The sequence below is a fragment of the Neobacillus cucumis genome, from assembly GCF_016908975.1.
Lineage (GTDB): Bacteria > Bacillota > Bacilli > Bacillales > Cytobacillaceae > Neobacillus > Neobacillus cucumis.
Map to the genome: position 1 here is coordinate 177,795 of NZ_JAFBEX010000003.1, position 25,607 is coordinate 203,401.

Here is a 25,607-nt window from a genome sequence, read left to right on the forward strand (position 1 = left end):
TGACAGGCACCATGTGAAAAATTCACAATGGTGCCTGTCACTTTTACTCAGAAAAAGTTTTTTTAGATTTATAAAAATAAAGAAGGAAAAGATGGAATGCTGTCGAATTATAATTATTGAAAAATAAAAAGGTGGTGGTAACCATTGTTAGTTCTATTGAAATACTAGCCAATCGGATTATCAAAGATGCCGTACGAAATCAAGCAACTGATATTCATATTATCCCTCGAAAGAACGACACACTGATTCAAATCCGTTTAACGAACAAACTCATTCCCCGATTATCCCTGCCAAAAGATGAATGCGACAGATTAATCGCCCATTTTAAATTCACAGCCAATATGGACATCGGAGAAAGAAGACGCCCCCAAAGCGGAGCCGTTTTTTGTGAAGTAGACGGACAATTAATGGGTCTTAGGCTTTCTACACTTCCTTCAAACAATAGAGAGAGTCTTGTCATCCGGCTCCTACCTCAACAAGAGCAAATCCCTTTTCACCAACTCTCATTATTTCCTTCTATGACAAGAAAGCTATTAGCCCTTCTCAAGCATGCACATGGATTAATCATTTTTACAGGTCCAACCGGATCGGGTAAGACTACGACACTCTATTCCCTCTTAAATGAAACAGCCCACCTATTTTGTCGCAATGTCATCACACTAGAAGATCCCATCGAAAAAAACTACGACTCTGTCCTGCAAGTTCAAGTAAATGAAAAAGCTGGTGTGACGTATGCAACAGGGCTAAAAGCGATACTCCGGCATGACCCCGATATCATAATGGTTGGGGAAATTAGGGATGCCGAAACAGCCAAAATCGCCGTAAGAGCCGCGCTAACCGGGCATTTAGTATTATCCACCATGCATACTCGCGACGCAAAAGGAGCCGTTTATCGTCTTCGCGAATTTGGTGTAAACTGGCTCGAAGTGGAACAAACACTAATCGCTGTTACCGCACAAAGATTAGTAGAACTTACCTGTCCTTATTGTGATGGAGAATGTTCACCGCTTTGTTATTCCTATAGCAGATGGAAAAGAGCCAGTGTCTTTGAACTCTTATCAGGTCGAAACTTAAACAATGCGATGAAAGCAGCTAAAGGGGAAAAACTGGACACCCATTACCGAACACTTAAAGAAGTGATTAACAAGGGCATTGCTCTAGGGTTTATTAAAGGATCCGAATATAAGCGGCTGGTGTACGATGATGAACAGTCATAAATGGTCCGTCAACGAACAAGCCAATTTCTTAAAAAGAACAGGCGATTTACTTTTACGGGGATATCCAATTGCGGAAGCAATTGAATCTATAGCATTACAATTACCATCTAATCGAAAGGAGGAATTAAATGGCTGTTTGGTAGAGTTAAAGCAAGGGTCACCCTTTCATGAAGTGTTGAATAATCTTGGCTTTCATAAAGATTTAGTTGGTTATGTTTATTTTGCTGAACAACATGGAAGTTTTGCTGAAGCACTTTTGGAAGGCAGCGATCTTGCTTTATTAAAGGATAAAGATTTTAAAAAGCTGTTAAAATTATTGCAATACCCACTGTTATTGATTTTTATCACTGGTTTTTTATTCATTTTCATCGAGAACAGCTTGCTGCCACGATTTACAACACTGTTTGCTTCACTTGGGCTTAAGGAAAATTTCTTTACAAAAGTCCTTTATGCTTTTGACCATTATTTCCCGATTGCTCTTTATACTGTCTTAAGTTCCCTCTCCCTGACAGCCATCTATTATTTTTTTGTATTCCGAAAACTCTCAATCCTTACGCAAAGGGTATTGCTTGTTCGAATCCCCATTGTCGGCAGAATCCTCAAACTATTGTTTACACACTACTTTTCCATTCAATTAAGTTTTCTTTTATCTGGCGGCATATCCGTCTCTCTTGCCCTTTCCCTTTTTGAAAAAAATCATAGACAGCCTTTTTACAGCCGAGTAGCTGAAGACATCAGAATTAAACTCGTAACTGGAGAAAATCTGAGTACAATCATAGCTTCTTATGCCTTTTTCGAAAAGGAATTTCCAATGATTATTAAACATGGTCAAGAAAATGGAAAATTAGAGCAGGAATTACTTTTTTTCAGTAAACATTGTGTAACAAGCGTGGAAGAAAGGATTGAAAAAAGTTTAAAGACCATACAACCCATACTATATGTATTTATAGGATGCCTAGTTGTTTCGATGTATTTATCAATTCTGTTACCAATGTTCCATCTGCTAGATAGCATATAAAATTGGAGGTTATCAAAATGAAGAAAAATGAAAAGGGTTTTACCTTAATCGAAATGATGATTGTTATGCTAATCATTTCAGTTATTCTTATGATTACAATACCGAATGTTGCCAAGCACAATTCTAATATCAACAATAAAGGATGCGAAGCATACGTAAAAATGGTACAAGCACAAGTTCAAGCATATCAAATGGAGAATAATAAAATTCCAACCCTCACAGAATTACAGACTGCTGGCTACTTAAAAGATGTCAAGGGCTGTCCAAATGGACAAGAGGTTAAGATTGATACTGATGGTAATGTCACTGCGGTTACAAATGAATAATATTACAAAAATGAGCAGAAATCAAAAAGGCTTTACTTTGGTTGAATCATTACTAGTTCTTTCGGTTTTTATGATCCTATCCTTAATCACAGCTTTCTCTTTACAACCCCAACATGATGTGTTGGAGGATAGGGTTTTTATATCACAGCTTAGTGCAGATCTCCTTTATGCCCAACAATATGCGATTTCCCACCAAAAAGAAGTATCGATTTTAATAGTGCCAAGTCAATACAAATACTATATGTTTGCAAGTGCTGCCGGTACACCTATTGTTGAGAGGAATTACTCCACCAACATTTATCTTACTGAAGGATCACTCCCCTTAAACTTCAACTTCCTGCGGGATGGTAATGTAAATAAATTTGGCTCCTTTTATATCCAAACAAAGAAAAACAATTATCGAATAACCTTTTTAATCGGAGAGGGACGATTTTATGTTACGGAGCTTTAAGGGGTATTTTCTGTTGGAATTGCTGTTGTCACTCTCAACATTGTTTATGATTTGTCTATTCTTACTCCCTCTATTAATGGAGTTAAAAGACCAATCAAGAAAATTAGAGCTAGAAAAAACCGCACAGAAATTCATGTATGAAGAACTAAAAGCAAAAATCATGGACAATCGGACTTTCTCCGATTATACAATCAAGGAAAATAATATTGAGTACAAAATTACTTGGATGAACCCTAATCCAGCTGGTCAAAAGGAGGTATGTGTAAAAATTGAAAAGAATTCAATTCAACCTGAAACCATTGTTTGTGGGATCCTCGAGTGAAAAAGCTTTTACCTTAATTGAGGTATTAATTTCTTTATCTATCTTTTCCACTATTGTTTACTTTATGGCACCTATTTTTCATATAATCCTAAACCAAAAAAGTACACAAATGGAATTGCAGGAAATGGAATGGGATGTATTCTCCAGTCAAATAAAGAAAGAAATTTCGACCGTCTCTCGTGCTGATATCCTTTCTGGGCGTTTAATTCTAACAAAGGGTACGGATACTGTTCAATATGAAAAATATGGACAGAATGTTAGACGGCGGGTAAACTCCAACGGACATGAAATCGTTCTCCAAAACGTTTCACAGTACTCATTATCTCTCGTAAATAATGGAGTGAAAATTACAGTGGTGGATGTATGGGGAAAAGAATATTCAGTTACAGCCTTCTCCTTCCTAAAATGGAGTACTGGTACATGAAAAGTGATGAACGTGGGTTTACGTATCCCCTAACATTATGTACGCTATTACTGTTCCTTATTTTTTTCTCCATGCATATTGAACAACTATTATCAGAACACAAGATGGCTGTCGAGACAGCAACAATCTTTAAACAGGAATACTACTTTCTGTTATCGGCCAAAAAAGTTGAATCACTGTATCAAACACGTGGTACGATGCCAGCAAAAGGAACCTTTGTTTATGTAAACGGTACAATGGATTACAAGGCAGAGACCCCTTCTGCTTATGTTCAGATTGTTGATTTCACACTTGTTCTTCACTTGCGTGAACCTATTATCGGATACGGATACTTTGATACTCGCTCAAAAAGTTTGATTAAATGGGTTGAAGTAAAATAAACGGTTAGAATGCTTAATAAATGGGCAAACTGTGACTGTGTAAAGGCAGGTGTGTCCATGAAAACGAATGATTATGTTAAATATATGACCCAAACCTTTGTTAAATATGCAGACCAACCGAAGGATGAGCGAAAACGAATTCGAATTGAGAAAAAACAAACAAAGGCTGACTTCTGGTACCGCTGGTTTGGGATTCTCCCTTATATCCTTTATTCTGAATTTAGTAAAAAACGAAGATTTAAATAGCGGTATTCCCATACCGCTATTTTTTTTGCCAAAAAGACCAAAGGAATGTAATTGACAAACACAAAACATCCTTAAATTAGAATTGTTATATAATATTGTTACAATAAATAGACAAGAATTGTGAACATTTTCTAAACATATAGTGTTAACATTGTTAACTCCGTTCCTAAGTATTTTCCCCTGTATTATAATGGGAATAAATTATGGGGGTTCGAGGTGAACAGTGATGGAACAAACATTAAAAATAACCAACGTTTTGTCAGATCCAACACGGTACTACATTTATCAATACATTACCAAACGTCATCAAGAAGTAACCGTTCAAGAGATAGCTGAAAATTTCAATATTCACCCAAATGTAGCCAGACTACATTTATCTAAGTTAGAAGATGTGAATATGTTAGCTTCTGAAACAAAGAAAACTGGAAAAGGCGGAAGACCTAGCCGACTCTACCGTTTATCTGATGATGTCATCCAACTGCATTTTCCTTACCGCGACTACATGCTTTTATCAAAAGTAGCCATTCAAACGATGATAACACTTGGTGAAGTGGGAAAAAAAGCATTGTATATGACAGGTAAACGCTTTGGAACTGAAGTGATTGAACAGGAAATGGCCAAAAGAGCGCCAGGCAACGAATTAGAATTCGAACAAAAATTGGCGATTTTAAAAAGCGCTGCTACCCTTGCAGGTTTTTATCCTGAGTTTGAAGCAAATGGCGATCAAACAAAAATTTACTTTAAGATTTTTAATTGTCCGTTTAAAGAAGTAGCGAAGGAACATACTGAAACGATTTGCAATATGCACCATGAATTCTTAAAAGGCATGTTCAATGCTTTATTCGAATCAGTAGAATTAATTGAAAAAGAAAACATGATTACTGGCTGTGAAACTTGTTCTTACCAAGCTCTTGTGACAAACTAATTAGTGTCAAATGTTTACATTATGCCTCCTTTTCCTTTATAATATTGTATGATGGTATAGCAGGTAAAAAGGGGGTATACATATGGATCGCATGTTCAGAGTTTGTGGTTTTTGGACTGGTATTTTTACCGTAATGCTCTATCTGGGTCATATGGACAGAACAGCAATGCTATTCTTAGCTCAAACAGGATTTTTTGTTCTGCTTAGCTACCTAAAACTTTCCGAGCGTATGTATTTGTATGTGTTCGGGGCATATTTAACTATTTTCTTCGTCGGCTTTACCTACTGGACAACGTTTATGATGCCGCTTGGCGCAGGAGAGTAATAAGAAAAACTAAGGTGCTTAGAAAGCGCTTTAGGATTAGAAAAGCGCAAGGCGCTTAGCCTTCGGCGACAAGCACAAGCCAATCCGGCCGAAAGGTTGTTCTTTAACCTTTTGGACGGATTGGCTTGTGACCTCGAGCCGATGGCGCCTGGAGCTAGACAATTCTCAAAGTCCAAATTTATACATTCATATCTTTAAATTAAAACGCCGGAGGCCCGGCGTTTTTTATTCTGGAAAAACATCTTTTTCTCTTAATTGGAGACCTTTATGCTGGATGATGATATGAAAAAACGAACTCATCCCTGATGGCATAATTAAACTCCGTATTGCTCGATTTTTTTTGCTAACTTCTGAAAAAGGATTGGGATCATAATGATTCTCTAATTCCTTTAGGATACCCGTCTTAATAAGAAATTCATCCTGCCTAAGTTTCGTTAGCTGCTCCAGCTGATACAGCCTCCCTTTTTGAACAAGATAATCAAAGTGAATATGTGTGGTTATATCCATTTCTCCTGGAAACTTCAAAACATTTTCCATCATATTATGTTGATGGTAGCCTCTTAAACTCCCCTTTTTATGTAAGGGATGATTCCATTCCTCATTGGAATAGCCATAATCTGCTGTCACCATAATTCCTTCATTTAAGACGTTTGACATATCCTTAAGCATCTTATCCATTGCTAATGGAATTTCCAACCGCTGTTTTTCACTTATACCCAATTGGCTTTCTGCTAAAAATGATAAAATCTCATGATTAGTTAAAGAAACCGTTTGTTCATACAATTCTCCTTCATCCGTGATCCCCACCATTACTTCCACAAGCTCACCATTCATTTTTTCAATAACATGAACAGGGAGAGCATCAAAAAGTTCATTAGAAAAAATCATGCCAGAAAAGGGTTCAATCTCTTCCAAACTCTCTACTTGTACAAATGAAAAATGAGGAGAAAGTAATTCGCGTTGTAGTTTTTGATGATATGGACTACTTTCCACTATCATATATTGGATGGGTCCTTGAACCGAATCATGCCATTCTTGTAAAAAAGCATTTGCAAAACGACCGGTTCCAGCTCCAATTTCACAAAATACAGGCGGTAGTTTTAATTGATTACATATGTGGAAAAACCATTTAGCTAGAAGTCTTCCGTATACATCTGAAATATTACTGGTCGTAATAAAATCTCCCTGCCTGCCGATTTTTGGTTTTTCTCTCATATAGTAACCTAATTCCGGATGATAAAGAGCAGCAGATATATAATCAGCATAAGTGATGAGCCCATTAGGCGAATTAATAATTAATTGTTGTAAATATGTAATCATGTTACTCCTTTTAAAAACCATTTAAAAATGGATTACTGTCCATTTCTTCTCCAATGGTTGTCACAGGACCATGTCCTGACAAGACATATGTTTCCTCTGGTAAGCTCAAGAGTTTATCGTGAATACTCTTTAATAGCTGTGCCGAATTTCCCCCAGGTAGATCTGTACGCCCGATTCCTCCTTGAAATAACGCATCCCCTGAAATAATAACATCCTTTTCTTTAAAGTAATAAGAAACACTGCCAGGTGAATGCCCTGGTGTATGATAAACATGAAAAGAAAAACCGTCTAGTTCCATGTTCCCTTCATGCTGGATGATATGATCTGCCGGCATAGCCTTAATAGGTTCAATGCCCATAAATAATTGAGAGCCGTTCAACCTCGGGTCTTCAAGCCATTTTTCTTCTTGTTTATGAATATAAACTGGAATGTTATAAGTGTCCCTAATCAGATCCACAGCACCGATATGATCAAAATGGGCATGTGTTAACAGAACAGCAATTGGCTTTAATTTTCTTTGATTCAGCAATTGGATTAATTTGTTCCCTTCTTCTCCCGGATCAAAGATTAAGCATGTCTTATCCGGATTTTCTACAATATAGCAATTCGTTTGCAAGGGTCCTAAAGGGATTTGCTGCCATTTCATATAAATTGTTCCTCCCATACATAAATACATCAAATTTATTTTACACTAAAGAGGATTGGAGCGAAAGCAGTCAAGAGCTCCTTATTTGTCCTCGACAAACACAATAAAAAAATATAAAATAGGAAATGAATGGATATAAATTAGTTACATAATTTTTGGAAATGTGAGGCATCTTGCCTGCTTTAACGAAAAGGGGGATTTAGGATGGGTTTAGTGATTATTTTTGCTCTCGTAACAATCCTTGCGGCTTATGGTGGATATAGTTCTTTGAAAAATAAGAACTTCCTTGCTGCTTTCTGGGGTGTAGCTTCATTTCTAGTTTTCGGCTGGTTTACAGTAATGACAATTATTGAATCCGGTTTCCCAACTGGAACCCACTGATCCATGAAAAAGCGGAAGGCGCCTGGTTATCGGCGACAGGCACAAGCCAATCCGGCCGAAACCTTTTGACGGATTGGCTTGTGACCTCGAGCCGATGTCGCCTGGAGCTGGACAATTATCGAAGTCAAAATTTATACTTTCCTATTCTTGCAAAAAAAGACTGTCAACGGACAGTCTTTTTTTGCTTTTTCTTATTCTCCTTGAAGCAGACTGTTAACCCGCTCAACCTTATATTCCATTGTTCGCTTAACATCTCTGCGATCATCAATCCGAATTGTTGTCGCCACTCGTTTGATCCCTTCAGAGAATGGAACCTCATGCATTGCCTGAATAACTTCAAAAAGAACTGGGAGGTCTCCTTCAATAATCGTATTCATTGGTGTTAATTGAAACTTAATTTTCCCTTCCGTTTCATACTGTCTTAATACCTTTTGAACACTTGCTACGTATTTGCTTACACTTGGTGTTTCAGTTCCAATTGGAATAACTGTCACATCTACAATTGCCATTCAAATCACCATCTTTGTATATTTTGTAACCCTTTGTGATTTTACCATAACCATCTCTAAAGTAAAAAAAGAATGACCTTTTCGTCATTCTTTTATTAAGTCATAGATTTTCTTTTCATTTAAATCAATTATTTTTTCAAAGCTATTACCCATTAATGCTGCATTTCCTGATGGGGAAACTGAAAGAGGAACATTTTCCAATCCTCCTAGAAGGATCTCACTGCTGCCCTTCTCGAGGTCATAACGCATAAGTTGGAACCCTTCTGAATAGGTATCCTCATCACCACTCGTGAGCGGTTTGAAGGTGATAAATTGCTTCTTTCCCTCACTATAATCATAAAAGGGTACCAGCCAATCTGAATAACTCGTTAACTGTGGGATTGAAAAGCTGAACAACTTCTTTAGCTTCTTATCAAAAAAAGAATAGTCAGCGACAGACTTGTCCTGTTTGTTTGCTGACACTGTCATTAGCATATTCCGATATACTTCAAATTGAATAATATTTGCAAAAACTGTTGTTTCTCCTTCTGTTCCGAATCCATTAAAACTTAGCGGGGCATCCAGTGAAGGACTATTTCGATTCCAATTTAAATACGCAATCTCATCTTTGTTGATCCATTTGATAAAGGGCTCAGGGAAATGAAGAACGGTGGTACTCGCATCCTTCGTATCTAATAAATTTAGTTGAAAGCTCCAGTCTTCCGCAAATTTGGTGACAAGAATTTGAGATTCATTATACGGATTCCACTCAAAATCTAAATCATAGGAAGGAAAAGTCTTCTTAAGGAGTTCAGTTCCTTTAGAATCAATGATGGTAACCAGTCCCTCATTGGAGGATGGTGAGGAATGAATTAATAGATATTTCTTTGATGGGCTGATTTGTACATTGACAATGGGATTTTCTGTTTTATAGATTAATTTGTTCTTCCCTGTAATAAGATTATAAAGATAGAGATGGGAAGATTGTTTTAAGTTCGTAACATAGAAGATTTGTTGATCTGATAGCCAGCCAATTACCTTATAAAACTCTCCTTGATCTGCTGAAATCGATATTGGCATTTTCCATTCCTTGACTAGCGGGACAACTGATTCCTTTGTTTTTTCATCTTTAATGGGTATTTTTTGTTTAGTTTGTTCCTGTCCGGAACAAGCACTTAAGAAGAGGGACGACAAAATAAAGATTAGCAACATGAATGCATAATTTGCTTGTTTTAGTGTCTTGAAATGAATCAAGTCGTCTCCTCCTTATCACTATCAATGGAAGATTTAGATGCTAGTTTCACTCTATTGTAATGACAATATTTATAGATTACAAGTGAAGAACATGTAAAATTTAATAAGTTATGGCCGTCAAAAAAATCTCTTCTGCGCGTTTAAGAATACTTGGAAATTGAGAAAGCGGCAAGGGATTAATCCCCCTCCCAAGCTCTAAAGTAATGCCTGGTTTTTGATATTTTTGGATAAACCAATCCTTATATCCGGCATGGCTATTAACATAGCGGATGGCGCGATAACCACTCACTTTTTCCAATTCCTTAGCCAGTACTTCAGACTCAGCAGGTTCAAGTCCTTCATATCCCCAATAAAATTCCTCTCCTTGCGTATGGAATGCAAGAACTAAATGGAACAGATTCTTTTCTGTTAAATCTGCAATAGCGACCGCTTCCGGTTCTGTTAAGGGTTCAATCCCTGGAAAATCTCTAGGTGCGGGTGACTTTGGTTTTTTATTTTTCCGGCAAATGTCCCAGTTAGCTGGGAATTGATTATTTAAATCAATTCCTCTTATATTTGCTTTCCAATGGATAAAGTCTTCACTGCCTTCATTTATTTCGATTAGGTCTTTTCGTAAGTGATTAGGTGGTCCGTTTAACACTAAATCTACTCCATCAGGGTTCACCATTGGAACAATGGATAACTCAACACCCTCGTAAAGAGCTAAAGGCTCCTTCCCTCTAATTAAAAGTCCATTGGTTATGGCTAGTAAATATCGATTTAATAAATTCATGAGAACCATGGTAGTAATCCATTCATTAGCATGGAAGGAAGCATTCATATGTATTTTCTTTTCTCCCTTTCCAATCCTAATTTCATCAATGGAGTTTCCCAAAACACTTGAGCCAATCTTAGATACTTCTATAAAAGGATAGGTCCTTTTAAGATATTTAATAAATTTGACTAACCTTTTATAATCTAAGGGAGTTTCTGTTGTACCGAAGGGAACCATTACCTTTTCAGGTACAAAAATCTTCTCACTTACCATTAAGTGATTTGCGTCTTTGGATTGATTTAAAAGGAAAAGGGCATCAATCTCTATTCCACTTCGCACAGCTATTTTTTCAAACGTATCTCCTTCTCTAACCGCATATGGTACTGAAGCATATCCTGGAATATGAATTTTGTCCGCTGGTTTTATCTTGGTCAGGATTGTGTTGGAGTTTGAATCCATGATTAATCTAAGTGGAATTTTAAATAACCGGCTATAATAATCAAATGTATCCCCAGATCTAACACTGATTTCCATATACTTTCCTCCCATCACAAAGAGGATATGAAGAAAAGAAAAAAAAAATGATGAAAACCCGTAGGTCAACGGGTTTTCATCATTTTTTTTCTTTTAGAACTTGGATCTCATGTCGTAATATTAACAAAGCAGACTGATACTCTTTTGGTTCAATTATTTGCGCTTGATATAAGTCTTTTAACTCCGCTTCCATAAGCTGCAAGTCACCCATTCTATCACCAACATAAATAATTGTTCCAAACTGTTTTAAAAATTGCTGAATATCATAAATAGTCTTCATTTTAGTACCCCCTCCTTTATTCTTGATGGAGAGCCCAATCTTCTTTTTCTAAAAAAGTATAACCCAAGCTCCGTTTTACAACAAGATATTCCTAATTCCCTGTTTCGGAAGATTGAAGCTGTTGATTAATCTCTTGTACAAGCTCAGAATATTGCTGATTTGATGGATCTAGTTTTGCTGCTTTGTCGGCATTCTGTTTAGCCTGTTTGAGATCATTTTGTTCCAGGTCAATCAACGCAAGATTAAAATAGGCCTCGTCGAATGTCGAGTCAAGTTGAATCGCTTTTTGTAAGTGTTTTTTTGCTTCAGGGAGCTGATTTTTCTTTATTTCCACGTAAGACAATAAAAAATAAGTTCGTTCTGAAAGATTGTCTGCGTTCGCCTCAGTTTCCTTTAATAGCTTGTATGCTTGATCATATTTACCTTGTTTTACATAGTCCTCTGCCAGCATGATGCTTGAATTTTCATCTTTGGTTTGAGCGGATGAACTAAACCCATAAGCTAAAGAAGTATAAACAATCGAAAAAGAAGCAATTAAAAATACTAATTGCCATAAGAGCTGTTTCTTTTTAGGAAAATAGGTAATTCCAGCTGCAAGGAATCCCCCAGCTAAACCGCCAAGATGTCCTGCATTATCAATACCAGATGCTGAAAAACCAAATACAAGATTGATACCAAGAACAACAATAATATTCCATCCCATTGTCCTAAAAAATAATTTTGGGAACATGGCGCCAAAATACAATAGAGCCCCAAAGCAGCCAAAAATGGCACCGCTCGCCCCTGCAGATAGGTTTGGACTAAAAAGAAAGCTGGCAATAACCCCCGTAAATCCCGCAAACAAATAAATAAAAGTAAAACGAGCTTTACCGAATATCCTTTCTACTGTCGTACCGAGATAATATAATGCAAGGCTGTTCATCGCCAGATGCAGAAAACCAATATGTAGAAAAACAGGTGTGATGAATCTCCACCATTCACCTTCATAAATCAAAGCGTTTTCCTTAGCACCATACTTGATGAGTGTCGATGTATTTGTGCTTCCTCCTTTTAGCTCTAACCAGAGAAAGACGAGCAGTTGTATAATGATAAACACATAAGTAAACACTGGCTTGCTATTAAACAGAATTTCTCGTTCTGCCTTTACCTTCCTATTAGCAAGATTTAAGGCAGACCTTTTTAATTCCTCAACTTCTTGTTCTGTGTAATCCTCTTGAACTTCAAAGTGAACATCACTGTTTAGCGTTTCAGATAAACGCTCAAAGCCTGTTTCAAGCTGCTCGCTTGTCAAAAGTATGGAAGTTACACTCGTTTTATTCCCTTGCGGAAAAATAAACGATTTTGCAAGTCGATATTCATACTCATCTACAGGTGGAAACTTACTGACATAAATATTCAGTACACTTATTTCATTTTTACTGATTTGCTTACGCACTCTTTCCCCATTAGCCGCCGTATATTCAATATCCCTCTGCATCGCATTGCTCCAATCCAAATCATGGAGCAGCATACGAATAATCGGGACTTTCTTATTTTCTAATTTTTCAAGCCACAGTTCTTTCTGGTTTTCAAATAATTGAATAACTCGATAGCCATGATCTGAGATGAATGAATAGGCCAGCCTCCAAAAGATGTAACCTTGTCTATGATTCATTTCTCCCCTGCTTTCTTACAGAATAGTGAAAGTATTTTGCTATGATAGACTTAATATGTCATCTTTCATATTTTATGAATTCATTTTTACCCGTTTCTTACATTATAAACGAAATGCACCTTTTGCTATTGTTTAAACACCTAAAGAATGCATATTTAACAAAATCGACAGGAACAAAAGCGCAAGCGCCTTGAACAGCCCCGACAAGCATAAGCCACTCAGGGTAAGAAGGCGTTCTTTGCCTTCATTCCCTGAGTGGCTGTAGACCATCGAGGGGCTAGACGCTGGAGCTGGACGTCGACAGTCCTTTTATTAACAGTTATCCACAAGCGAAAATTTTATATTTTCTAAACGATAAATAGAAAGCCATCTGTGGTTTTCACCGTTCAGATGGCCCTCCAAATACTGATGAAATTAATTTTTGCCTTACCCCTGGGAAGCTCATAAAGGAGCCTACTGCAAGTCTACGCATCCAGCCAGTACCGATTAAGACATTGATAATTCTGTACCTGAATTTAAATACAACATAACCAATGGAACCTATCATAAAAATAGATGTTAATATTCGAGACATTACACATCCCTCCTACTTAATATTCTGTGACGATTCACAAGAATTATCCCAAAAAGAAAAGAAAAGGGAAGGATTTTGAGAATCCTTCCCTTTTCTTTAGAAGTTCTTAAATACAGGTTCCATTGTCTTTTTTAAGACCTGAACAGAGTTTGTAAACTTCTCTTTCTCTTCCTCATTTAAATCAAGTTCAACAATTTCTCGCAAACCTTTGCGATTGATAACTGCTGGTACACCAATATATATGTCATCATGTCCGTATTCCCCGCTTAAATAGGCGGAAACAGTAAGAACAGAGTTCTCATTTCGTAAGATTGCTTTTGTTAAGCGAACTAACCCCATGGCAATCCCGTAATATGTAGCACCTTTTCGCTCAATAATGTGATAGGCAGCATCACGGACATTTAAGAATATTTTGTTTAAATCTTCCGGATTAAAGTCAGTCTTATTTTTTGTCCACTCCGAAATGCTTGTTCCGGCAATATCAGCATGACTCCATACAGGAAGCTCGGTATCCCCATGTTCGCCAATAATATAGGCATGTACATTCCGTGTATCCACGTCAAAATGTTCTCCCAGTAGATAACGGAAACGAGCGGTATCTAAAATGGTACCAGAACCAATAACCCTTCCTCTTGGGAGTCCGGAGAATTTCCAGACAGCATAGGTTAAAATATCAACTGGATTTGTTGCGACTAAGAATATACCATTAAATCCGCTATCCATAATTTCATCCACAATGCCCTTAAAAATTTTCGTATTTTTCTCTACAAGATCAAGTCTTGTCTCACCGGGTTTTTGATTAGCCCCGGCAGTTATAACAACAAGGTCAGCCAAACCGCAATCCTTGTAATCTCCATACCATATTTTCGTCCGAGATGGAGCAAAAGGCATCCCATGATTCAAGTCCATGGCATCTCCTTCCGCCTTTGCTTTATTTAGGTCAATTAATACCAACTCTTCTGTTATCCCTTGATTTAACAGGGCAAACGCATAGCTTGAGCCGACAGCTCCTGTTCCGATAAGTACTACTCTGTTAACACGTCTTATCAATGTCATTCCTCCAATTCACTTTCATAGTTTAATGCTGAGTAAACATTAATATGAATCAATGTAAAATTTTATCAAAAAAATCTAAAAATTACGATTGATAACACCGCAGCAATAAAACCTGAAAGAAAATTCACCATATCATTATCCACCATTGTGAATCCTTTTATTCTTTTGGTTGGGATCTGACAATGTTTCTTTTTTTCCGTCGTTATTCCGCATTCCACACAAATATATAATTGTTGATAAAAGGCACCAAATAACGTATCTAAGACATTACCGATAAAGCCAAATAGGAAAACAATCATAACTACATAAATTCCTGTATCGAAAAGCAAATAACTTAATATGGAGATAAAAAAAGCCCCCGCGAAAGCAGCAGCAGTGCCTAATCCACTAATGGCACCTGATGTTCCTCTTTCAATCCGTTTAAATGTTCTTATGTATATTGGTTTTTTCCTGCTTAGACTCCCAATTTCCGATGCCCATGTATCCGAGTTGGCGCTCGCCAAACAAACCATAAATCCTAACATCCATATTTGCTCATGTTGAAAGGAATATAGAAGGCTAAAAAAAGAGGCAGCTCCCCCGTTAGCAAAGACTTGAAGCCAATCTCTTGTCCCCCCTTTTGCCAGTTTTTCTTCTATTTCTCGTTTAACAGAACTTTTATATTTTGACCAATAGTTTGAAGAAACAAAAAAGGCACCGATTAGCGCAAGTCCATTAAGACCAAAACCAGCATTTACGGACAGACCAACCAGAATTGCTGCAAAAGCACCGGATAAGGTCAATGATTTAAATAAGTATCCAGATATCGCTCCAACGATTATGACAATAGCAATCAATAAGCTTACTATCATTTGATTAAGATAACCTCTTGGTTTGTTATAATTTTTGAAACAGGAATATCATGTGTTTCAATTGGAAACTGCGGAATGATTTGCTGTTGGAATGCTAATGATAAGGTTTTACCTGCATAAGTAGATAAAAAACGATCATAATATCCACCGCCAAATCCTAATCGAAATCCAGCCCTTGTATAAGCTAGTCCTGGAACGATAACTAAATCGACTAAATCTGAATTAACTTCAACAGTTAATGCCTCAATTGGTTCAAAGAGCCCATAAAAGACCATTTCTAACTGAGAAAACTCGGAAAGGGTTCTGAAAGATAATCTTTTATCTTTTGGATGACACCTTGGTACTACTATTTTTTTTCCCTGTTCCCATGCTTGACGAATAATTTGATATGTATCTACTTCAGGAAGTCTTGAAACATAAATTCCTATAACCTTAGCTTTTTTCCAATCATCATCATCATATAAAGTTTGGGCGATTCTATAGGAATAATCTTCATAAAGGGGTCTTGGTAGTTTCGAAAGAGTTTCTTTAACCTGATTTCGTACAATTGTTTTATCAGTCACAAGTTAACCTCCCTACTTTTTAAGCAACAAAAAAAGCAGCAGGAAGCCCTACTGCTTATTTTGTTTCGCGATGTGCTGTTGTACGCTTTTCTCTTGGGCAATATTTCTTAAGCTCAAGACGATCTGGGTTGTTACGTTTATTTTTTGTTGAAATATAGTTACGATCTCCACACTCAGTGCAAGCTAACGTAATATTTACACGCATGTTTATTTCCCTCCAAACGATTAAGCTGTTCGTTCATACGACTTTTCTATAATATCACTTTTCAAAGGGAAATGCTAGTATGTTTTTTAAGAAGTGCTTTTTCTAGCGTAAGCACCTCCGCTTTGCTTGCCCCATTTATAGACCAGGTGTCCATTTTACATGTTTCATGCGGCTCGATAATCATGCTCATCGTAAAGATACTAGCCGCGGGTCCTTTTGACATTGGTTGATATTTTAAGTTTCCTTTTTCAATTGAACTCCAAATTCGGTCGGTATATGCATACCTCAAAGGTATAGCCGTATATTCTTTCATGTCAGCTTTATCACAGTAACCATTCACCAGATACACTGTATGATCTGTATGATGAAAAAGGTGTTTTTCAATTGGAGAAACAAAGGTTAGATGCTTTTGTCCAATATTTGAAAAGTGATGCATGGCTAAAAATTGAACCTGAATGCTCTTTTGACTATGATTGCTTACATACACACTAGAGAGGCTTATTTTAGATTGTATTTGTTCCTGCTTGACCTTTATAGCCAATAATTTATCATAAATCACTTTTTCCATGGTATTTTGCAGCCAAAGGTATTTTCCATTCACCCATATACCAGGAACAAATTGAAGTCCATCCGTTACAACTTCAAGATTAGCGGCTTGTTTAATTTTTTGTAGTTCAGTCTTTAAATTCATCATCATGAACACCTATTTATCAGTTATTTTGCGTTGCTTTTTGCTCCTTCTATATATGCCCGTTTGCTTAATATCGTATCTTCCATAACCCTGATTGTTTCAGCAGCAATCCGTTTCCAACCATACAGACTTTCAACAATTTGTTTGCCCTTATTGCCAATTTCTTTCGCTTTTTCAGGGTGATTGATTAGAAATTCTATTTGTTCTAACAAACTTTGAGAATTCCCTGGTACCATGAGCATTCCTGATTGTAGATGCTTGACAATACCTTTCATCCCACCTGTATTGGAAACAACTGTTGGTTTTCCAAGAACCATCGTTTCTAACACAACAATCCCAAAAGGTTCATAGAGGCTAGGGATTACCGCTATTTCACATCCCTGTATAAGGACATTTCGTTGGTCATCTGTGACGTACCCTATAAACAAGACATGCTCATTCAAACCACGCTCAAACACTTGTTTTTGATAATTCTTCAATCTCGGTCCTTTACCTGCTATTACGAAAATATAGTCTCGTTTCTGTTCCTTTACAATGGCTGCCGCTTCAATGATGGTATCAAATCCTTTTTCTTCCACTATTCTTCCTAACGAAAAAATATATCTTCTATCTTTTAATTCAGGAAAAATCACAGGAAACTCCGGCTCGACCGTTACTGGTTCAATTCCATTAGGAATGACATTCATTCTTTCTACAGGCAGATTAAAGACTTCTTTAAGCTCATTTTTCATAAAGTCACTGCATACAATGATTTGGTCTGATTCAAAGATTAATTGCTGTTCCTTTTCATGAATAAATCGTTGCATCTCATTATGGATTCCCTTATTTCTACCATGTTCTGTCGCATGTATGGTCGTTAAAAGTGGAAGACCCATTAGTTCCTTTAAGGAAATGGCTGCTGCTCCTACAAGCCAATCGTGAGCATGAATGAGGTTAAATTCTAACTCAGCCGCTAGCTGTTCTGCTTTCAACGCCATCGCTAAATTTAGACCTGCAATCCAGGAGAGGAAGTTATCATCATATTGATTAATAGGCTTAACGCGATGGACCTTGACCCCATTCATCACTTCAGATTCCGGTAGATTATGCTGACCCGCAGTCAGAACATGAACGTCATGTCCCAGTTCTGCCAAATAGCTTGATAATCCAAACACATGTCTTGAAAGCCCTCCTACAATATTCGGTGGAAACTCCCAGCAAAGCACCACTATGCTTAGTTTCCTAGTTGTTGTTTCTTTTAAATCCTGATCCATTAATGAAGTTGGTTGTTTATTCATGCTGCTCACCTAAATTTCTTGATTTTAAATAATAGCTATAAGTACTAACTTGCTCCATCCATTTAGGAGCTTCTTCCTCATATCGGTTCAATTGCAATAATTCCTGCTGATAGGTATCCCCGATTTGAAGATCTGGTGTTGTTGTTTGAATGCAATTTGAGCGCAGAAGCGGAAAAAATTGATTGTCTGCGACATATAAACCTAATTCAGAAATATAGCTGTGATTCTGTGCTAAACCTTTAATAAACCAGTGTCCGCTTTGATACGGGACAGTTATTTCGTTAAAATGGTGAGCATTTTTACCATTAAATAATATTTCCGTTACATCATAAATCCGGATTACTGTTACATGGTCTTCGAATTTTTGATTAAAAAATCGTTCAATGATTTTTTTGGGTAATTCGGAAGTGTCCCAGAAAAGTAATATTTTGCGAGGTGTAACAAGCTTTGCTAATAGCTCACCCTTTAGTGGATTTAATGCCGGTGAAATTGAATATTCTGAGGAATTTGTCTCCTTGGATGACTGCTGCTCACTGATGTTATTCGTTTTTCTATCTTCATTTTCTTCGAGCCATTTATGCCAACGGTATTGAACTTTCCCTACTGTCGTATTTAATTCTGTGGCAATTTTTCGAAATGATAATCCATCAGTTCTTAACCTGATAATTTCCTCGATCATTTATATCCCCCATTCTGTAAACAATCAATTTATGCAAATAATCGTAAAATTATTCCGATAATTTATAATTTAATGGTATCACCAGATAGGAAAGCATACAATAAACACAATTTGTCGGTTTTTCGTTCGCCCATATAGCAAGCTAAATTTTCAGTTCAGAAAAATTTTTTTAGCTCCCTATCACATACCGTTTATACAATTATCAACATTTTTCTGACCGACCATTACATCTACTTTCGACATATTCTGAATGTATAAAAAAAGAGGATACAATTAAGCATCCTCAGGCTGTCGAAAGAACCTCGACAGTTTCTTATTTTATACAGACACTTTAATAAATCACCGCTTAAAATGGAAATAACATTAATGGTAATTTCAGATTACAACAAGTCTGTTGATTGGCGCTCCAGGCACGAGCGGTTCGAGGGCGTGCCGGGGAGCCTCCTCATCGCTACGCTCCTGCGGGGTCTCCCCTGCCCCGTACTCCCGCAGGAGTCTGCGTGCCTTCCGCGCCAATCAACAGAGTGTTTTCAATAAGGAATTAACTAAACTTATAAATATTAAAAAGAGTGGTGAATTCAATTTTTAATCCAAAAGAGTCTAGTCAAAATGTATATGAATTTGTATCTATTGATGAATTTGTTCCAGATAATCACCTTCTTCATTTGATTGACAAATATATTGATTTTTCATTTCTTCTTGAAAAAACCCGTCCATATTATAGTAATGATAATTGACGCTCTACTGATCCCCTTATTCTATTTAAAATGATGTTTATTGTTTATATTACGGCATTCTTTCTGAGCGACAATTACAAAGAGAAATAAAAATGAACATCGCATACTGATGGTTCTTGGGATTGAGATTCCATGATACAGTGCTACATCATTCTACGATTAGTTGGAATCATCAACACCGTTTTAAAGATACAAATATCTTTTTGGGTATTCAAAGAAGTGTCAGAACTGCCCACTAATTTCCCAATGTAAACGCTCAAAAAATATGGTAAAAGTTGTAACACAAAACGTATGGGAGGAACATAAGGAAATTGTATGGTTAGGTTAAATCGCTTATCCAAATCAGGAAAAATGCTTTATAAATTTAGAAAGGAAAAAATTGAGCGAAGATTCGGAGACTCGGGAAGAGCTGCACGGGCTTCACTATTGCTGGTTACGGGGATTGAAGAATGTATGTGAGCAGACTCTTCTTACTGCAGCCTTCCAAAATATAACAAAGATTACAGCATACTTGGCAAGGTTAGAAAAGGTGTGTTGCAATACTTTAGGTTGATAGCCTCCCTGGTGATTGGAGTGGAGGGCACTTGACTCCTGCGGGATAGAGAGGTCACTGGAGATCCCGCAGGCGCCAAAGCGCCGAGGAGGCTCCAGGACCTCCCCGCGGAAAGCGAGTGCATGGAGCGGAAATCAGCAGGCCCAATTGAAGGGGAAATCAATAAATTTGGAATTTAGATTCTGTAAAATAAAAAAATTGCCGAGAAAAATACCTTCTCTCGACAATCTGAGGATGCGATTACGCAACATAATTTTTTTGACAAACTATGCATTTAAATTTAATTGTTTTCCCGTAACAAGATAAATAGCATTCTCGGCAATATTTGTAGAATGGTCAGCAATTCTTTCAACAAACCTACATACAAATGCCAACTGAATAATTTGATTTGTTGAATCCGGGTTTTGTGGAATATAACCTATTAACTCGTTAATGATGCGCCCAAACATTTGGTCAACTAGGTCATCTTTTTTTGCACATTTTTGTGCAAGAGAAACATCTTCAGTGGTAAAAGCCTCAATCGATTCAGAAACCATCTCTAATGCAATCCCCATCATATTCGGAATATCAATGATTTCCTTAATATGTTTTTCCTCACCAATATGAATGGTTGATTTAGCAATATTTACGGCTATATCTGCTAATCTTTCAATCTCTGACGAAACCTTTAATGCCGCGCTTATTTTTCTAAGATCTGTTGCTACTGGTGATTCTCTTGCAATTAATAGTAATGCTTTATTGTTTATTTCATGCTCCAGTTCGTTTATTTCATTATCCCCCATTATTACAGCTTTCGCCTTTTCGAGGTCTTGATTAACCAAAGAAACCATAGCCTCTCTAATGGCTATTTCTGCCTTTTTGGCCATCGATAAGAGCATGTCATTTAACTGCTTTAAATTATTATCAAAATTAGACCTTGTACTCATTCTATTCACCTCATCATCCGAATCTTCCAGAAATATACCCTTCAGTACGTGAATCTGCAGGGTTTGAAAATATTTTTGCAGTAGAATCTAATTCTATTAACTCCCCCATCAAAAAGAATGCAGTCTTATCTGAAACCCTTGAGGCCTGCTGCATGTTATGGGTAACAATAACGATGGTATATTTTTCTTTTAATTCTAAAATTAATTCTTCAATTTTTAAGGTGGAAATCGGATCTAACGCAGAGGTTGGTTCATCCATTAACAATACCTCTGGTTTTGTCGCTAAAGCTCTGGCAATGCAAAGCCTTTGCTGTTGTCCGCCGGATAACCCTAACGCAGGTGCGTGTAATCGGTCTTTTACTTCCTCCCAAAGAGCTACGTCCATCAATGATTTTGTAACAATCTCATCAAGATGAACCTTCTTTTTAATCCCATGAATTCTTGGCCCATATGCAACATTGTCAAAAATGGATTGTGGAAATGGGTTTCCCTTTTGGAACACCATCCCAACATGTTTCCGAAGCTCTACAAGGTCAACTTTGTCATCAAGGATGTTTTTTCCTTCAAAGTTAATTTCACCTGTCATTTTAACATTTGGAACCATATTGATCATTAGATTAAGAGTTTTAATAAAGGTTGACTTACCGCAGCCTGACGGCCCAATAATGGCCGTAACCTCTTTTTTATTTATAGGGAAGTTTATATCTTTAAGGGCATGGTGGTCGCCATACCATAAATTCAAATGATCAATACCAAAAACTTCTCTTGTTAACATCGAAGTTGTCATTGTTTTTCCCCCTTATCCAAATCTTCCAGAGATATATTCTTCGGTCTTTTTAACGGAAGGATTGGTAAAGATTTTTTCGGTAGAATCATATTCAACCAAATCTCCATTCAAGAAGAATGCCGTTTTATCTGAAATTCGGGAAGCCTGCTGCATATTATGAGTAACAATAATGATTGAATAATCTTTTTTCAAGTCCACAATTAGTTCTTCAACTTTTGCGTTAGAAATAGGGTCTAATGCCGAACATGGCTCATCAAGCAGCATGACTGTCGGCTTCATGGCAATGGTCCTAGCAATGCATAAACGCTGCTGTTGTCCCCCTGAGAGTGATAATGCAGATTTATGAAGTCGATCCTTCACTTCATCCCATATTGCCGCTTTTTCAAGGCTCTCCTGGACAATATCGTCAAGCTCACTTTTCTTTTTAACGCCACTAAATTTCAACGCATGTGTAATATTTTCATAGATTGATTTTGGAAACGGATTTGGCTTTTGAAACACCATTCCAATCTCTTTCCTCAATGCCACAACATTTATTTGTTCTGATAATATATTTAAATCCTCATAAATGATTTCTCCTACAGCTCTTGCTCCAGGGATTAGATCATTCATCCGATTAATACTTCGTAGAAATGTTGACTTACCACAGCCTGAAGGTCCAATTAATGCTGTAACAGCATTTTTCTCAATATCCATTGAAATCCCATTTACGGCACGTTTATCTCCATAATAGATTTCTAAATTATTGACTTTTAATATATTTTCCATTTGCACTGGGACGGTTAATGGTAAGGATTCTCCAGTTTTTTCTTTTAATAAAAGTGTTTCTTTTTCTAGTAACGATGTAACCATCCTTTTCACCTGCCCTTTATTTAGTTGCTGTGATTTTTTTATGAATCAAGCTTCCTATCCACCTAGCTAACAGGTTAAACAGTAAAACCGATAATACGAGCACGGCTGCAGAACCATTTGATACCTCTTCCACGTCAGGAATTAATCCTTGCGTATTTACCGACCAAATGTGTACCGCAAGCGTTTCTGCAGGACGAAAAATATTTAGTGGAGATTGTGCAGAAAAGGGGTTCCAGTCTGCATAATCAAGCCTTGGAGTTGATAAGCCTGCTGTAAATAATAAGGCTGCCGCTTCACCAAATACTCTTCCTGCCGCTAAGATGGCACCTGTTAAAATCGATGGAAAAGCACTTGGCAGAATAACTGTTTTAATGGTATGCCAATGAGTAATCCCTAATGCAAGACTTGCCTCTTTTAAGTCACGGGGCACTGTACGAATAGCGTCCTCGCTAACCCGTACAAGGACGGGAAGATTAAATACGGTCAGTGCTAATGCTCCGCCAAGAATGGTATAGCCCCAACCTGTTGAATTAACAAACATTAATAACCCAAACATCCCAATAACAATCGATGGAAGAGAAGCTAGTACTTCAATACAAGAACGGATGATATCGGTCACTTTACCAGGCTTAGCATATTCAGCCATATAAATTCCACCACCTAAACCAAGCGGAACCGTAATTAGCATCGTAATAAAGAGGACGTAAAACGAATTAAATAATTGGTCACGAATTCCTCCGCCGGCTAATACATTGCTTGATGGCGTTGTTAAAAAGTGGAAAGAAACAGATTTTAAGCCATTGACTAATATAAATGAGAATAATCCTACTAAAATCGAAATGATAATAATCGCAATCGCAATAAATACTCCAGTAGCTAAACGATCGGCAGTTTTACTATTCATTACATTTTCCTCCTTGATGATAGATAACGAATCAGGAGAATAAACGCAAACGACATGACTAATAAAATTAAACCCATGGACCAAAGTGTATTATTTTCAACACTTCCATATGTGGTATGACCCATGTTTAATGTAATAATCGTCGTTAACGTAGCTGAAGCATCCAAAAGGCTTGTTGGTAGAGTACGTACATTTCCGATTACCATTTGAACAGCCAAAGCTTCTCCAAATGCTCTAGCCATACCTAAAACTACTGCTGTTAGTAATGTAGGAAGTGCAGCTGGAATAAGAACTTTTCTAATGGTTTGCCAGCGTGTAGCACCCAGTGCGTACGATCCCTCTCTTAAATTCTTTGGTAATGAGCTAATTGCATCCGTTGCAATAGTAGTGATGGTTGGTAATATCATAATTGCCAAAACAATCGTCCCTGATAGCAAACTAAAGCCAAGACCGCCAACATGTTCTCTTACAAAAGGAACTAATACTGTAAGCCCGATGAATCCATAAACAACCGATGGTATTCCAACTAAAAGCTCTATGACTGGCTGTAATATTTTTCTTCCCCATGAAGGTGCAATCTCTATCATGAATATTGCCCCACCAATTCCTAATGGCGCAGCAACAATTGCAGCGAGAAAGGTGACAGCAAAAGAACCGAAGATAAATGGTACAACCCCATATTTCGGGTTAGCTTGATCTGTAGGATTCCAATCTTTACTGGTTAAGAACTCAATAAGACTGACACCATTTTGGATAAATGATTGTAAACCTTTGGTGCCCAGGAAAATAGTAATGGATATTGTTGCCGAAATCATAATTACTGCGCATAAGATTACTAGAATTTTCCCGCGTAATTCACCGTTCATCCAATTTTTTTGAGATTTTAATAATCTTTCCTTGGCAGGAATAATTTTTTCCATAATGCAAGAAACACCCCTAATTTACGTTATAACAGGGTAAATGTATATGTCACTTACCCCGTTTAAACCTTTTGCTTTACTTATAGATTTTTTTGATTTCCTTTAGCATCTCGTTCTACTTTCATTTTTGTAACAGGAAGATATCCTTGTTGTTTCAAAAGATTATTTTGGATCTCGTCTGACATCATAAAGTCAAGGAACGCTTTTGCAAGATCTGTAGGTTCACCCTTTGTATAAGAGTGCTCATACGCCCATACAGGGAATTTTCCAGTTTGTACATTTTCATCAGTTGCTTTTACACCATCAATGGAAAGAGGTGTTACTTTATCATCAGTGAAATATGAGAAAGCAAGGTAACCAATAGCGCCATCTGTTTCATTAATAATCTTTTTAACTGTGTTTGAAGAATCTTCCGTAATACCTTCTGCTGGTGTTGCTCCATCAAGAGCAAGCTTATTGAATACTGCACGTGTACCAGAAGAGTCCGGACGGTTTACTAGAACGATTTTTTGGTCTTTTCCGCCAAGTTCTTTCCAGTTCGTAATTTTTCCAGTGAATACTTTGATTAAATCTTCTTTTGAAATATCTTTAATGCCAACCTTAGGGTTAACAGCTGCTGTAATACCTACAACTGCTACTTTATGATCAACTAATTTGTCTGCAGGGATACCCTCTTTTTCTTCAGCAAAAACGTCAGAGTTACCAATTTGAACAGAGCCTTCAGCTACTTGTGATAAGCCTGTACCAGAACCACCGGCTTGTACTTGAATATCAACTTTTGGATTTTGAGCCATGAATTCTTCAGCTGCCGCCGCAACTAAAGGCTGCATAGCAGAAGAACCTGAAATCGATAAGGAACCTGAAAGTTCTTTCTTTTCTTCCGTTTTTGCTGTGGTGTTTTTACCTTCTGTTTTATCTGTAGAAGCCTCTCCACATGCAGCCATAAATACCATTAACGCTGCAAATAATGTAAGAAGGCTAAATTTTTTTACATTTTTCATTCTTTTAATCACTCCTAAGAATTTTGTCGAAACTAGTTTATTTTTCTTACAGTTTTAAGATTAAAAGATGTATGTAAATGCTGTTT

32 protein-coding genes and 1 pseudogene are annotated in these 25,607 nt (G+C 37.1%); 12 read left to right on the forward strand and 21 right to left on the reverse strand.

The window, feature by feature from the left end; genetic code table 11:
* Window positions 1-116: 116 nt before the first annotated feature.
* The 10 genes from comGA (at window position 117) to JOC76_RS05150 (ending at window position 5,634) form a co-directional block, all read left to right on the forward strand.
* Window positions 117-1,217, forward strand: coding sequence for a competence type IV pilus ATPase ComGA (comGA, locus tag JOC76_RS05105; RefSeq protein ID WP_239557548.1), 1,101 nt, complete (start codon window positions 117-119; stop codon window positions 1,215-1,217).
* Window positions 1,204-2,235: a competence type IV pilus assembly protein ComGB gene (comGB, locus tag JOC76_RS05110; protein ID WP_205176513.1), complete on the forward strand. Its 1,032-nt coding sequence runs from the start codon at window positions 1,204-1,206 to the stop codon at window positions 2,233-2,235. Before comGA ends, comGB begins: the two co-directional genes overlap by 14 nt.
* Window positions 2,236-2,252: 17 nt before the next feature.
* Window positions 2,253-2,561: a competence type IV pilus major pilin ComGC gene (gene comGC / locus JOC76_RS05115; RefSeq protein ID WP_205176514.1), complete on the forward strand. Its 309-nt coding sequence runs from the start codon at window positions 2,253-2,255 to the stop codon at window positions 2,559-2,561.
* Between the two features lie 10 nt (window positions 2,562-2,571).
* Window positions 2,572-3,012 (forward strand): competence type IV pilus minor pilin ComGD, encoded by a 441-nt coding sequence (comGD, locus tag JOC76_RS05120; protein ID WP_205176515.1) that lies wholly within the window; start codon window positions 2,572-2,574, stop codon window positions 3,010-3,012.
* Between the two features lie 13 nt (window positions 3,013-3,025).
* On the forward strand, window positions 3,026-3,334 hold the full coding sequence (locus JOC76_RS05125; RefSeq protein WP_205176516.1) for a hypothetical protein: 309 nt from the start codon (window positions 3,026-3,028) through the stop codon (window positions 3,332-3,334).
* Window positions 3,282-3,758 carry a competence type IV pilus minor pilin ComGF gene (gene comGF, locus JOC76_RS05130; RefSeq protein ID WP_239557549.1) on the forward strand — a complete coding sequence of 159 codons (477 nt, stop codon included), beginning with the start codon at window positions 3,282-3,284 and terminating at the stop codon, window positions 3,756-3,758. The genes JOC76_RS05125 and comGF overlap by 53 nt, the downstream gene beginning before the upstream one ends.
* The gene (gene comGG, locus JOC76_RS05135; protein ID WP_205176517.1) at window positions 3,755-4,138 is read left to right on the forward strand and encodes a competence type IV pilus minor pilin ComGG; all 384 of its coding nucleotides are present in this window, start codon (window positions 3,755-3,757) and stop codon (window positions 4,136-4,138) included. Before comGF ends, comGG begins: the two co-directional genes overlap by 4 nt.
* Window positions 4,139-4,195: 57 nt before the next feature.
* On the forward strand, window positions 4,196-4,384 hold the full coding sequence (locus tag JOC76_RS05140) for a YqzE family protein (protein WP_205176695.1): 189 nt from the start codon (window positions 4,196-4,198) through the stop codon (window positions 4,382-4,384).
* 226 nt (window positions 4,385-4,610) lie between these two features.
* The gene (locus tag JOC76_RS05145; protein ID WP_205176518.1) at window positions 4,611-5,309 is read left to right on the forward strand and encodes a helix-turn-helix transcriptional regulator; all 699 of its coding nucleotides are present in this window, start codon (window positions 4,611-4,613) and stop codon (window positions 5,307-5,309) included.
* A gap of 82 nt (window positions 5,310-5,391) precedes the next feature.
* A complete protein-coding gene (locus JOC76_RS05150) occupies window positions 5,392-5,634 on the forward strand; it encodes a DUF2626 domain-containing protein (RefSeq protein WP_205176519.1) in 243 nt (80 codons plus the stop codon).
* Window positions 5,635-5,859: 225 nt separating this feature from the next.
* Here the strand turns inward: JOC76_RS05150 and JOC76_RS05155 are convergent, their stop codons facing one another.
* Together JOC76_RS05155 and JOC76_RS05160 are read right to left on the reverse strand one after the other, a co-directional pair.
* Window positions 5,860-6,954: a class I SAM-dependent methyltransferase gene (locus tag JOC76_RS05155; protein ID WP_205176520.1), complete on the reverse strand. Its 1,095-nt coding sequence runs from the start codon at window positions 6,952-6,954 to the stop codon at window positions 5,860-5,862.
* Between the two features lie 10 nt (window positions 6,955-6,964).
* Window positions 6,965-7,600 carry an MBL fold metallo-hydrolase gene (locus JOC76_RS05160; protein WP_205176521.1) on the reverse strand — a complete coding sequence of 212 codons (636 nt, stop codon included), beginning with the start codon at window positions 7,598-7,600 and terminating at the stop codon, window positions 6,965-6,967.
* A gap of 204 nt (window positions 7,601-7,804) precedes the next feature.
* Between JOC76_RS05160 and JOC76_RS05165 the strand changes: the two genes are divergently transcribed.
* A complete protein-coding gene (locus JOC76_RS05165; protein ID WP_205176522.1) occupies window positions 7,805-7,981 on the forward strand; it encodes a DUF2759 domain-containing protein in 177 nt (58 codons plus the stop codon).
* A 191-nt stretch (window positions 7,982-8,172) separates the two neighbouring features.
* Here JOC76_RS05165 and JOC76_RS05170 read toward each other — a convergent pair whose 3' ends face one another.
* The 13 genes from JOC76_RS05170 to JOC76_RS05230 all read right to left on the reverse strand — a co-directional run bounded on the left by JOC76_RS05170 (window position 8,173) and on the right by JOC76_RS05230 (window position 18,841).
* A complete protein-coding gene (locus JOC76_RS05170; protein ID WP_205176523.1) occupies window positions 8,173-8,490 on the reverse strand; it encodes an MTH1187 family thiamine-binding protein in 318 nt (105 codons plus the stop codon).
* Window positions 8,491-8,574: 84 nt separating this feature from the next.
* Window positions 8,575-9,723, reverse strand: a complete 1,149-nt coding sequence (locus tag JOC76_RS05175) for a YqgU-like beta propeller domain-containing protein (protein WP_205176524.1) — start codon at window positions 9,721-9,723, stop codon at window positions 8,575-8,577.
* A 100-nt stretch (window positions 9,724-9,823) separates the two neighbouring features.
* Window positions 9,824-11,011, reverse strand: a complete 1,188-nt coding sequence (locus tag JOC76_RS05180) for a M14 family metallopeptidase (protein ID WP_205176525.1) — start codon at window positions 11,009-11,011, stop codon at window positions 9,824-9,826.
* Window positions 11,012-11,090: 79 nt separating this feature from the next.
* Entirely contained in the window at window positions 11,091-11,291 is a 201-nt protein-coding gene (locus tag JOC76_RS05185) for a YqgQ family protein (RefSeq protein WP_205176526.1), read from the reverse strand.
* A gap of 91 nt (window positions 11,292-11,382) precedes the next feature.
* A complete protein-coding gene (locus JOC76_RS05190) occupies window positions 11,383-12,945 on the reverse strand; it encodes a rhomboid family protein (RefSeq protein WP_205176527.1) in 1,563 nt (520 codons plus the stop codon).
* Window positions 12,946-13,324: 379 nt separating this feature from the next.
* Complete coding sequence (gene yqgO, locus JOC76_RS05195) at window positions 13,325-13,519, reverse strand: protein YqgO (RefSeq protein ID WP_205176528.1); 195 nt, start codon at window positions 13,517-13,519, stop codon at window positions 13,325-13,327.
* Between the two features lie 96 nt (window positions 13,520-13,615).
* Window positions 13,616-14,569, reverse strand: a complete 954-nt coding sequence (locus tag JOC76_RS05200; RefSeq protein ID WP_205176529.1) for an L-lactate dehydrogenase — start codon at window positions 14,567-14,569, stop codon at window positions 13,616-13,618.
* 71 nt (window positions 14,570-14,640) lie between these two features.
* On the reverse strand, window positions 14,641-15,426 hold the full coding sequence (locus tag JOC76_RS05205) for a DUF92 domain-containing protein (RefSeq protein WP_239557550.1): 786 nt from the start codon (window positions 15,424-15,426) through the stop codon (window positions 14,641-14,643).
* Complete coding sequence (locus JOC76_RS05210) at window positions 15,423-15,989, reverse strand: 5-formyltetrahydrofolate cyclo-ligase (protein WP_205176530.1); 567 nt, start codon at window positions 15,987-15,989, stop codon at window positions 15,423-15,425. Before JOC76_RS05210 ends, JOC76_RS05205 begins: the two co-directional genes overlap by 4 nt.
* 55 nt (window positions 15,990-16,044) lie before the next feature.
* Window positions 16,045-16,194: a 50S ribosomal protein L33 gene (gene rpmG / locus JOC76_RS05215; protein WP_015594975.1), complete on the reverse strand. Its 150-nt coding sequence runs from the start codon at window positions 16,192-16,194 to the stop codon at window positions 16,045-16,047.
* Between the two features lie 61 nt (window positions 16,195-16,255).
* Window positions 16,256-16,885 (reverse strand): hypothetical protein, encoded by a 630-nt coding sequence (locus JOC76_RS05220; RefSeq protein ID WP_205176531.1) that lies wholly within the window; start codon window positions 16,883-16,885, stop codon window positions 16,256-16,258.
* A 23-nt stretch (window positions 16,886-16,908) separates the two neighbouring features.
* Window positions 16,909-18,162 (reverse strand): glycosyltransferase family 4 protein, encoded by a 1,254-nt coding sequence (locus JOC76_RS05225; RefSeq protein ID WP_239557551.1) that lies wholly within the window; start codon window positions 18,160-18,162, stop codon window positions 16,909-16,911.
* On the reverse strand, window positions 18,155-18,841 hold the full coding sequence (locus JOC76_RS05230; RefSeq protein WP_205176532.1) for a DUF4912 domain-containing protein: 687 nt from the start codon (window positions 18,839-18,841) through the stop codon (window positions 18,155-18,157). The genes JOC76_RS05225 and JOC76_RS05230 overlap by 8 nt, the downstream gene beginning before the upstream one ends.
* A 572-nt stretch (window positions 18,842-19,413) precedes the next feature.
* Here JOC76_RS05230 and JOC76_RS05235 point away from each other — a divergent pair.
* Window positions 19,414-20,131 (forward strand): annotated as a pseudogene (locus JOC76_RS05235) (transposase).
* Between the two features lie 266 nt (window positions 20,132-20,397).
* On the opposite strand, the gene phoU reads toward JOC76_RS05235, so the two are convergent.
* From phoU to JOC76_RS05265, 6 genes are all read right to left on the reverse strand, one after another.
* On the reverse strand, window positions 20,398-21,057 hold the full coding sequence (gene phoU / locus JOC76_RS05240; RefSeq protein ID WP_205176533.1) for a phosphate signaling complex protein PhoU: 660 nt from the start codon (window positions 21,055-21,057) through the stop codon (window positions 20,398-20,400).
* Between the two features lie 13 nt (window positions 21,058-21,070).
* Window positions 21,071-21,844 carry a phosphate ABC transporter ATP-binding protein PstB gene (gene pstB / locus JOC76_RS05245; RefSeq protein ID WP_205176534.1) on the reverse strand — a complete coding sequence of 258 codons (774 nt, stop codon included), beginning with the start codon at window positions 21,842-21,844 and terminating at the stop codon, window positions 21,071-21,073.
* Window positions 21,845-21,856: 12 nt separating this feature from the next.
* Window positions 21,857-22,696: a phosphate ABC transporter ATP-binding protein PstB gene (gene pstB, locus JOC76_RS05250; RefSeq protein WP_205176535.1), complete on the reverse strand. Its 840-nt coding sequence runs from the start codon at window positions 22,694-22,696 to the stop codon at window positions 21,857-21,859.
* 16 nt (window positions 22,697-22,712) lie between these two features.
* The gene (gene pstA / locus JOC76_RS05255; RefSeq protein ID WP_205176536.1) at window positions 22,713-23,600 is read right to left on the reverse strand and encodes a phosphate ABC transporter permease PstA; all 888 of its coding nucleotides are present in this window, start codon (window positions 23,598-23,600) and stop codon (window positions 22,713-22,715) included.
* A complete protein-coding gene (gene pstC, locus JOC76_RS05260) occupies window positions 23,600-24,520 on the reverse strand; it encodes a phosphate ABC transporter permease subunit PstC (protein WP_205176537.1) in 921 nt (306 codons plus the stop codon). The genes pstA and pstC overlap by 1 nt, the downstream gene beginning before the upstream one ends.
* Window positions 24,521-24,600: 80 nt before the next feature.
* Window positions 24,601-25,521 carry a phosphate ABC transporter substrate-binding protein gene (locus JOC76_RS05265; protein WP_205176538.1) on the reverse strand — a complete coding sequence of 307 codons (921 nt, stop codon included), beginning with the start codon at window positions 25,519-25,521 and terminating at the stop codon, window positions 24,601-24,603.
* Between the last annotated feature and the right edge of the window lie 86 nt (window positions 25,522-25,607).

Excerpts from the sequence above, each read along its gene's own strand:
- JOC76_RS05225 (WP_239557551.1), bottom strand. The coding sequence starts at position 18,162 with ATGAATAAACAACCAACTTCATTAATGGATCAGGATTTAAAAGAAACA.
- phoU (WP_205176533.1), bottom strand. The coding sequence starts at position 21,057 with ATGAGTACAAGGTCTAATTTTGATAATAATTTAAAGCAGTTAAATGAC.
- JOC76_RS05170 (WP_205176523.1), bottom strand. The coding sequence starts at position 8,490 with ATGGCAATTGTAGATGTGACAGTTATTCCAATTGGAACTGAAACACCA.
- pstA (WP_205176536.1), bottom strand. The coding sequence starts at position 23,600 with ATGAATAGTAAAACTGCCGATCGTTTAGCTACTGGAGTATTTATTGCG.
- JOC76_RS05155 (WP_205176520.1), bottom strand. The coding sequence starts at position 6,954 with ATGATTACATATTTACAACAATTAATTATTAATTCGCCTAATGGGCTC.
- pstB (WP_205176534.1), bottom strand. The coding sequence starts at position 21,844 with ATGACAACTTCGATGTTAACAAGAGAAGTTTTTGGTATTGATCATTTG.
- comGD (WP_205176515.1), top strand. The coding sequence starts at position 2,572 with ATGAGCAGAAATCAAAAAGGCTTTACTTTGGTTGAATCATTACTAGTT.
- JOC76_RS05145 (WP_205176518.1), top strand. The coding sequence starts at position 4,611 with ATGGAACAAACATTAAAAATAACCAACGTTTTGTCAGATCCAACACGG.
- JOC76_RS05140 (WP_205176695.1), top strand. The coding sequence starts at position 4,196 with ATGAAAACGAATGATTATGTTAAATATATGACCCAAACCTTTGTTAAA.
- pstC (WP_205176537.1), bottom strand. The coding sequence starts at position 24,520 with ATGGAAAAAATTATTCCTGCCAAGGAAAGATTATTAAAATCTCAAAAA.
- JOC76_RS05150 (WP_205176519.1), top strand. The coding sequence starts at position 5,392 with ATGGATCGCATGTTCAGAGTTTGTGGTTTTTGGACTGGTATTTTTACC.
- JOC76_RS05190 (WP_205176527.1), bottom strand. The coding sequence starts at position 12,945 with ATGAATCATAGACAAGGTTACATCTTTTGGAGGCTGGCCTATTCATTC.
- comGG (WP_205176517.1), top strand. The coding sequence starts at position 3,755 with ATGAAAAGTGATGAACGTGGGTTTACGTATCCCCTAACATTATGTACG.
- comGB (WP_205176513.1), top strand. The coding sequence starts at position 1,204 with ATGAACAGTCATAAATGGTCCGTCAACGAACAAGCCAATTTCTTAAAA.
- pstB (WP_205176535.1), bottom strand. The coding sequence starts at position 22,696 with ATGGTTACATCGTTACTAGAAAAAGAAACACTTTTATTAAAAGAAAAA.
- JOC76_RS05205 (WP_239557550.1), bottom strand. The coding sequence starts at position 15,426 with ATGATAGTAAGCTTATTGATTGCTATTGTCATAATCGTTGGAGCGATA.
- rpmG (WP_015594975.1), bottom strand. The coding sequence starts at position 16,194 with ATGCGTGTAAATATTACGTTAGCTTGCACTGAGTGTGGAGATCGTAAC.
- JOC76_RS05220 (WP_205176531.1), bottom strand. The coding sequence starts at position 16,885 with ATGAATTTAAAGACTGAACTACAAAAAATTAAACAAGCCGCTAATCTT.
- JOC76_RS05265 (WP_205176538.1), bottom strand. The coding sequence starts at position 25,521 with ATGAAAAATGTAAAAAAATTTAGCCTTCTTACATTATTTGCAGCGTTA.
- JOC76_RS05230 (WP_205176532.1), bottom strand. The coding sequence starts at position 18,841 with ATGATCGAGGAAATTATCAGGTTAAGAACTGATGGATTATCATTTCGA.
- comGC (WP_205176514.1), top strand. The coding sequence starts at position 2,253 with ATGAAGAAAAATGAAAAGGGTTTTACCTTAATCGAAATGATGATTGTT.
- JOC76_RS05160 (WP_205176521.1), bottom strand. The coding sequence starts at position 7,600 with ATGAAATGGCAGCAAATCCCTTTAGGACCCTTGCAAACGAATTGCTAT.
- yqgO (WP_205176528.1), bottom strand. The coding sequence starts at position 13,519 with ATGTCTCGAATATTAACATCTATTTTTATGATAGGTTCCATTGGTTAT.
- JOC76_RS05180 (WP_205176525.1), bottom strand. The coding sequence starts at position 11,011 with ATGGAAATCAGTGTTAGATCTGGGGATACATTTGATTATTATAGCCGG.
- JOC76_RS05165 (WP_205176522.1), top strand. The coding sequence starts at position 7,805 with ATGGGTTTAGTGATTATTTTTGCTCTCGTAACAATCCTTGCGGCTTAT.
- JOC76_RS05185 (WP_205176526.1), bottom strand. The coding sequence starts at position 11,291 with ATGAAGACTATTTATGATATTCAGCAATTTTTAAAACAGTTTGGAACA.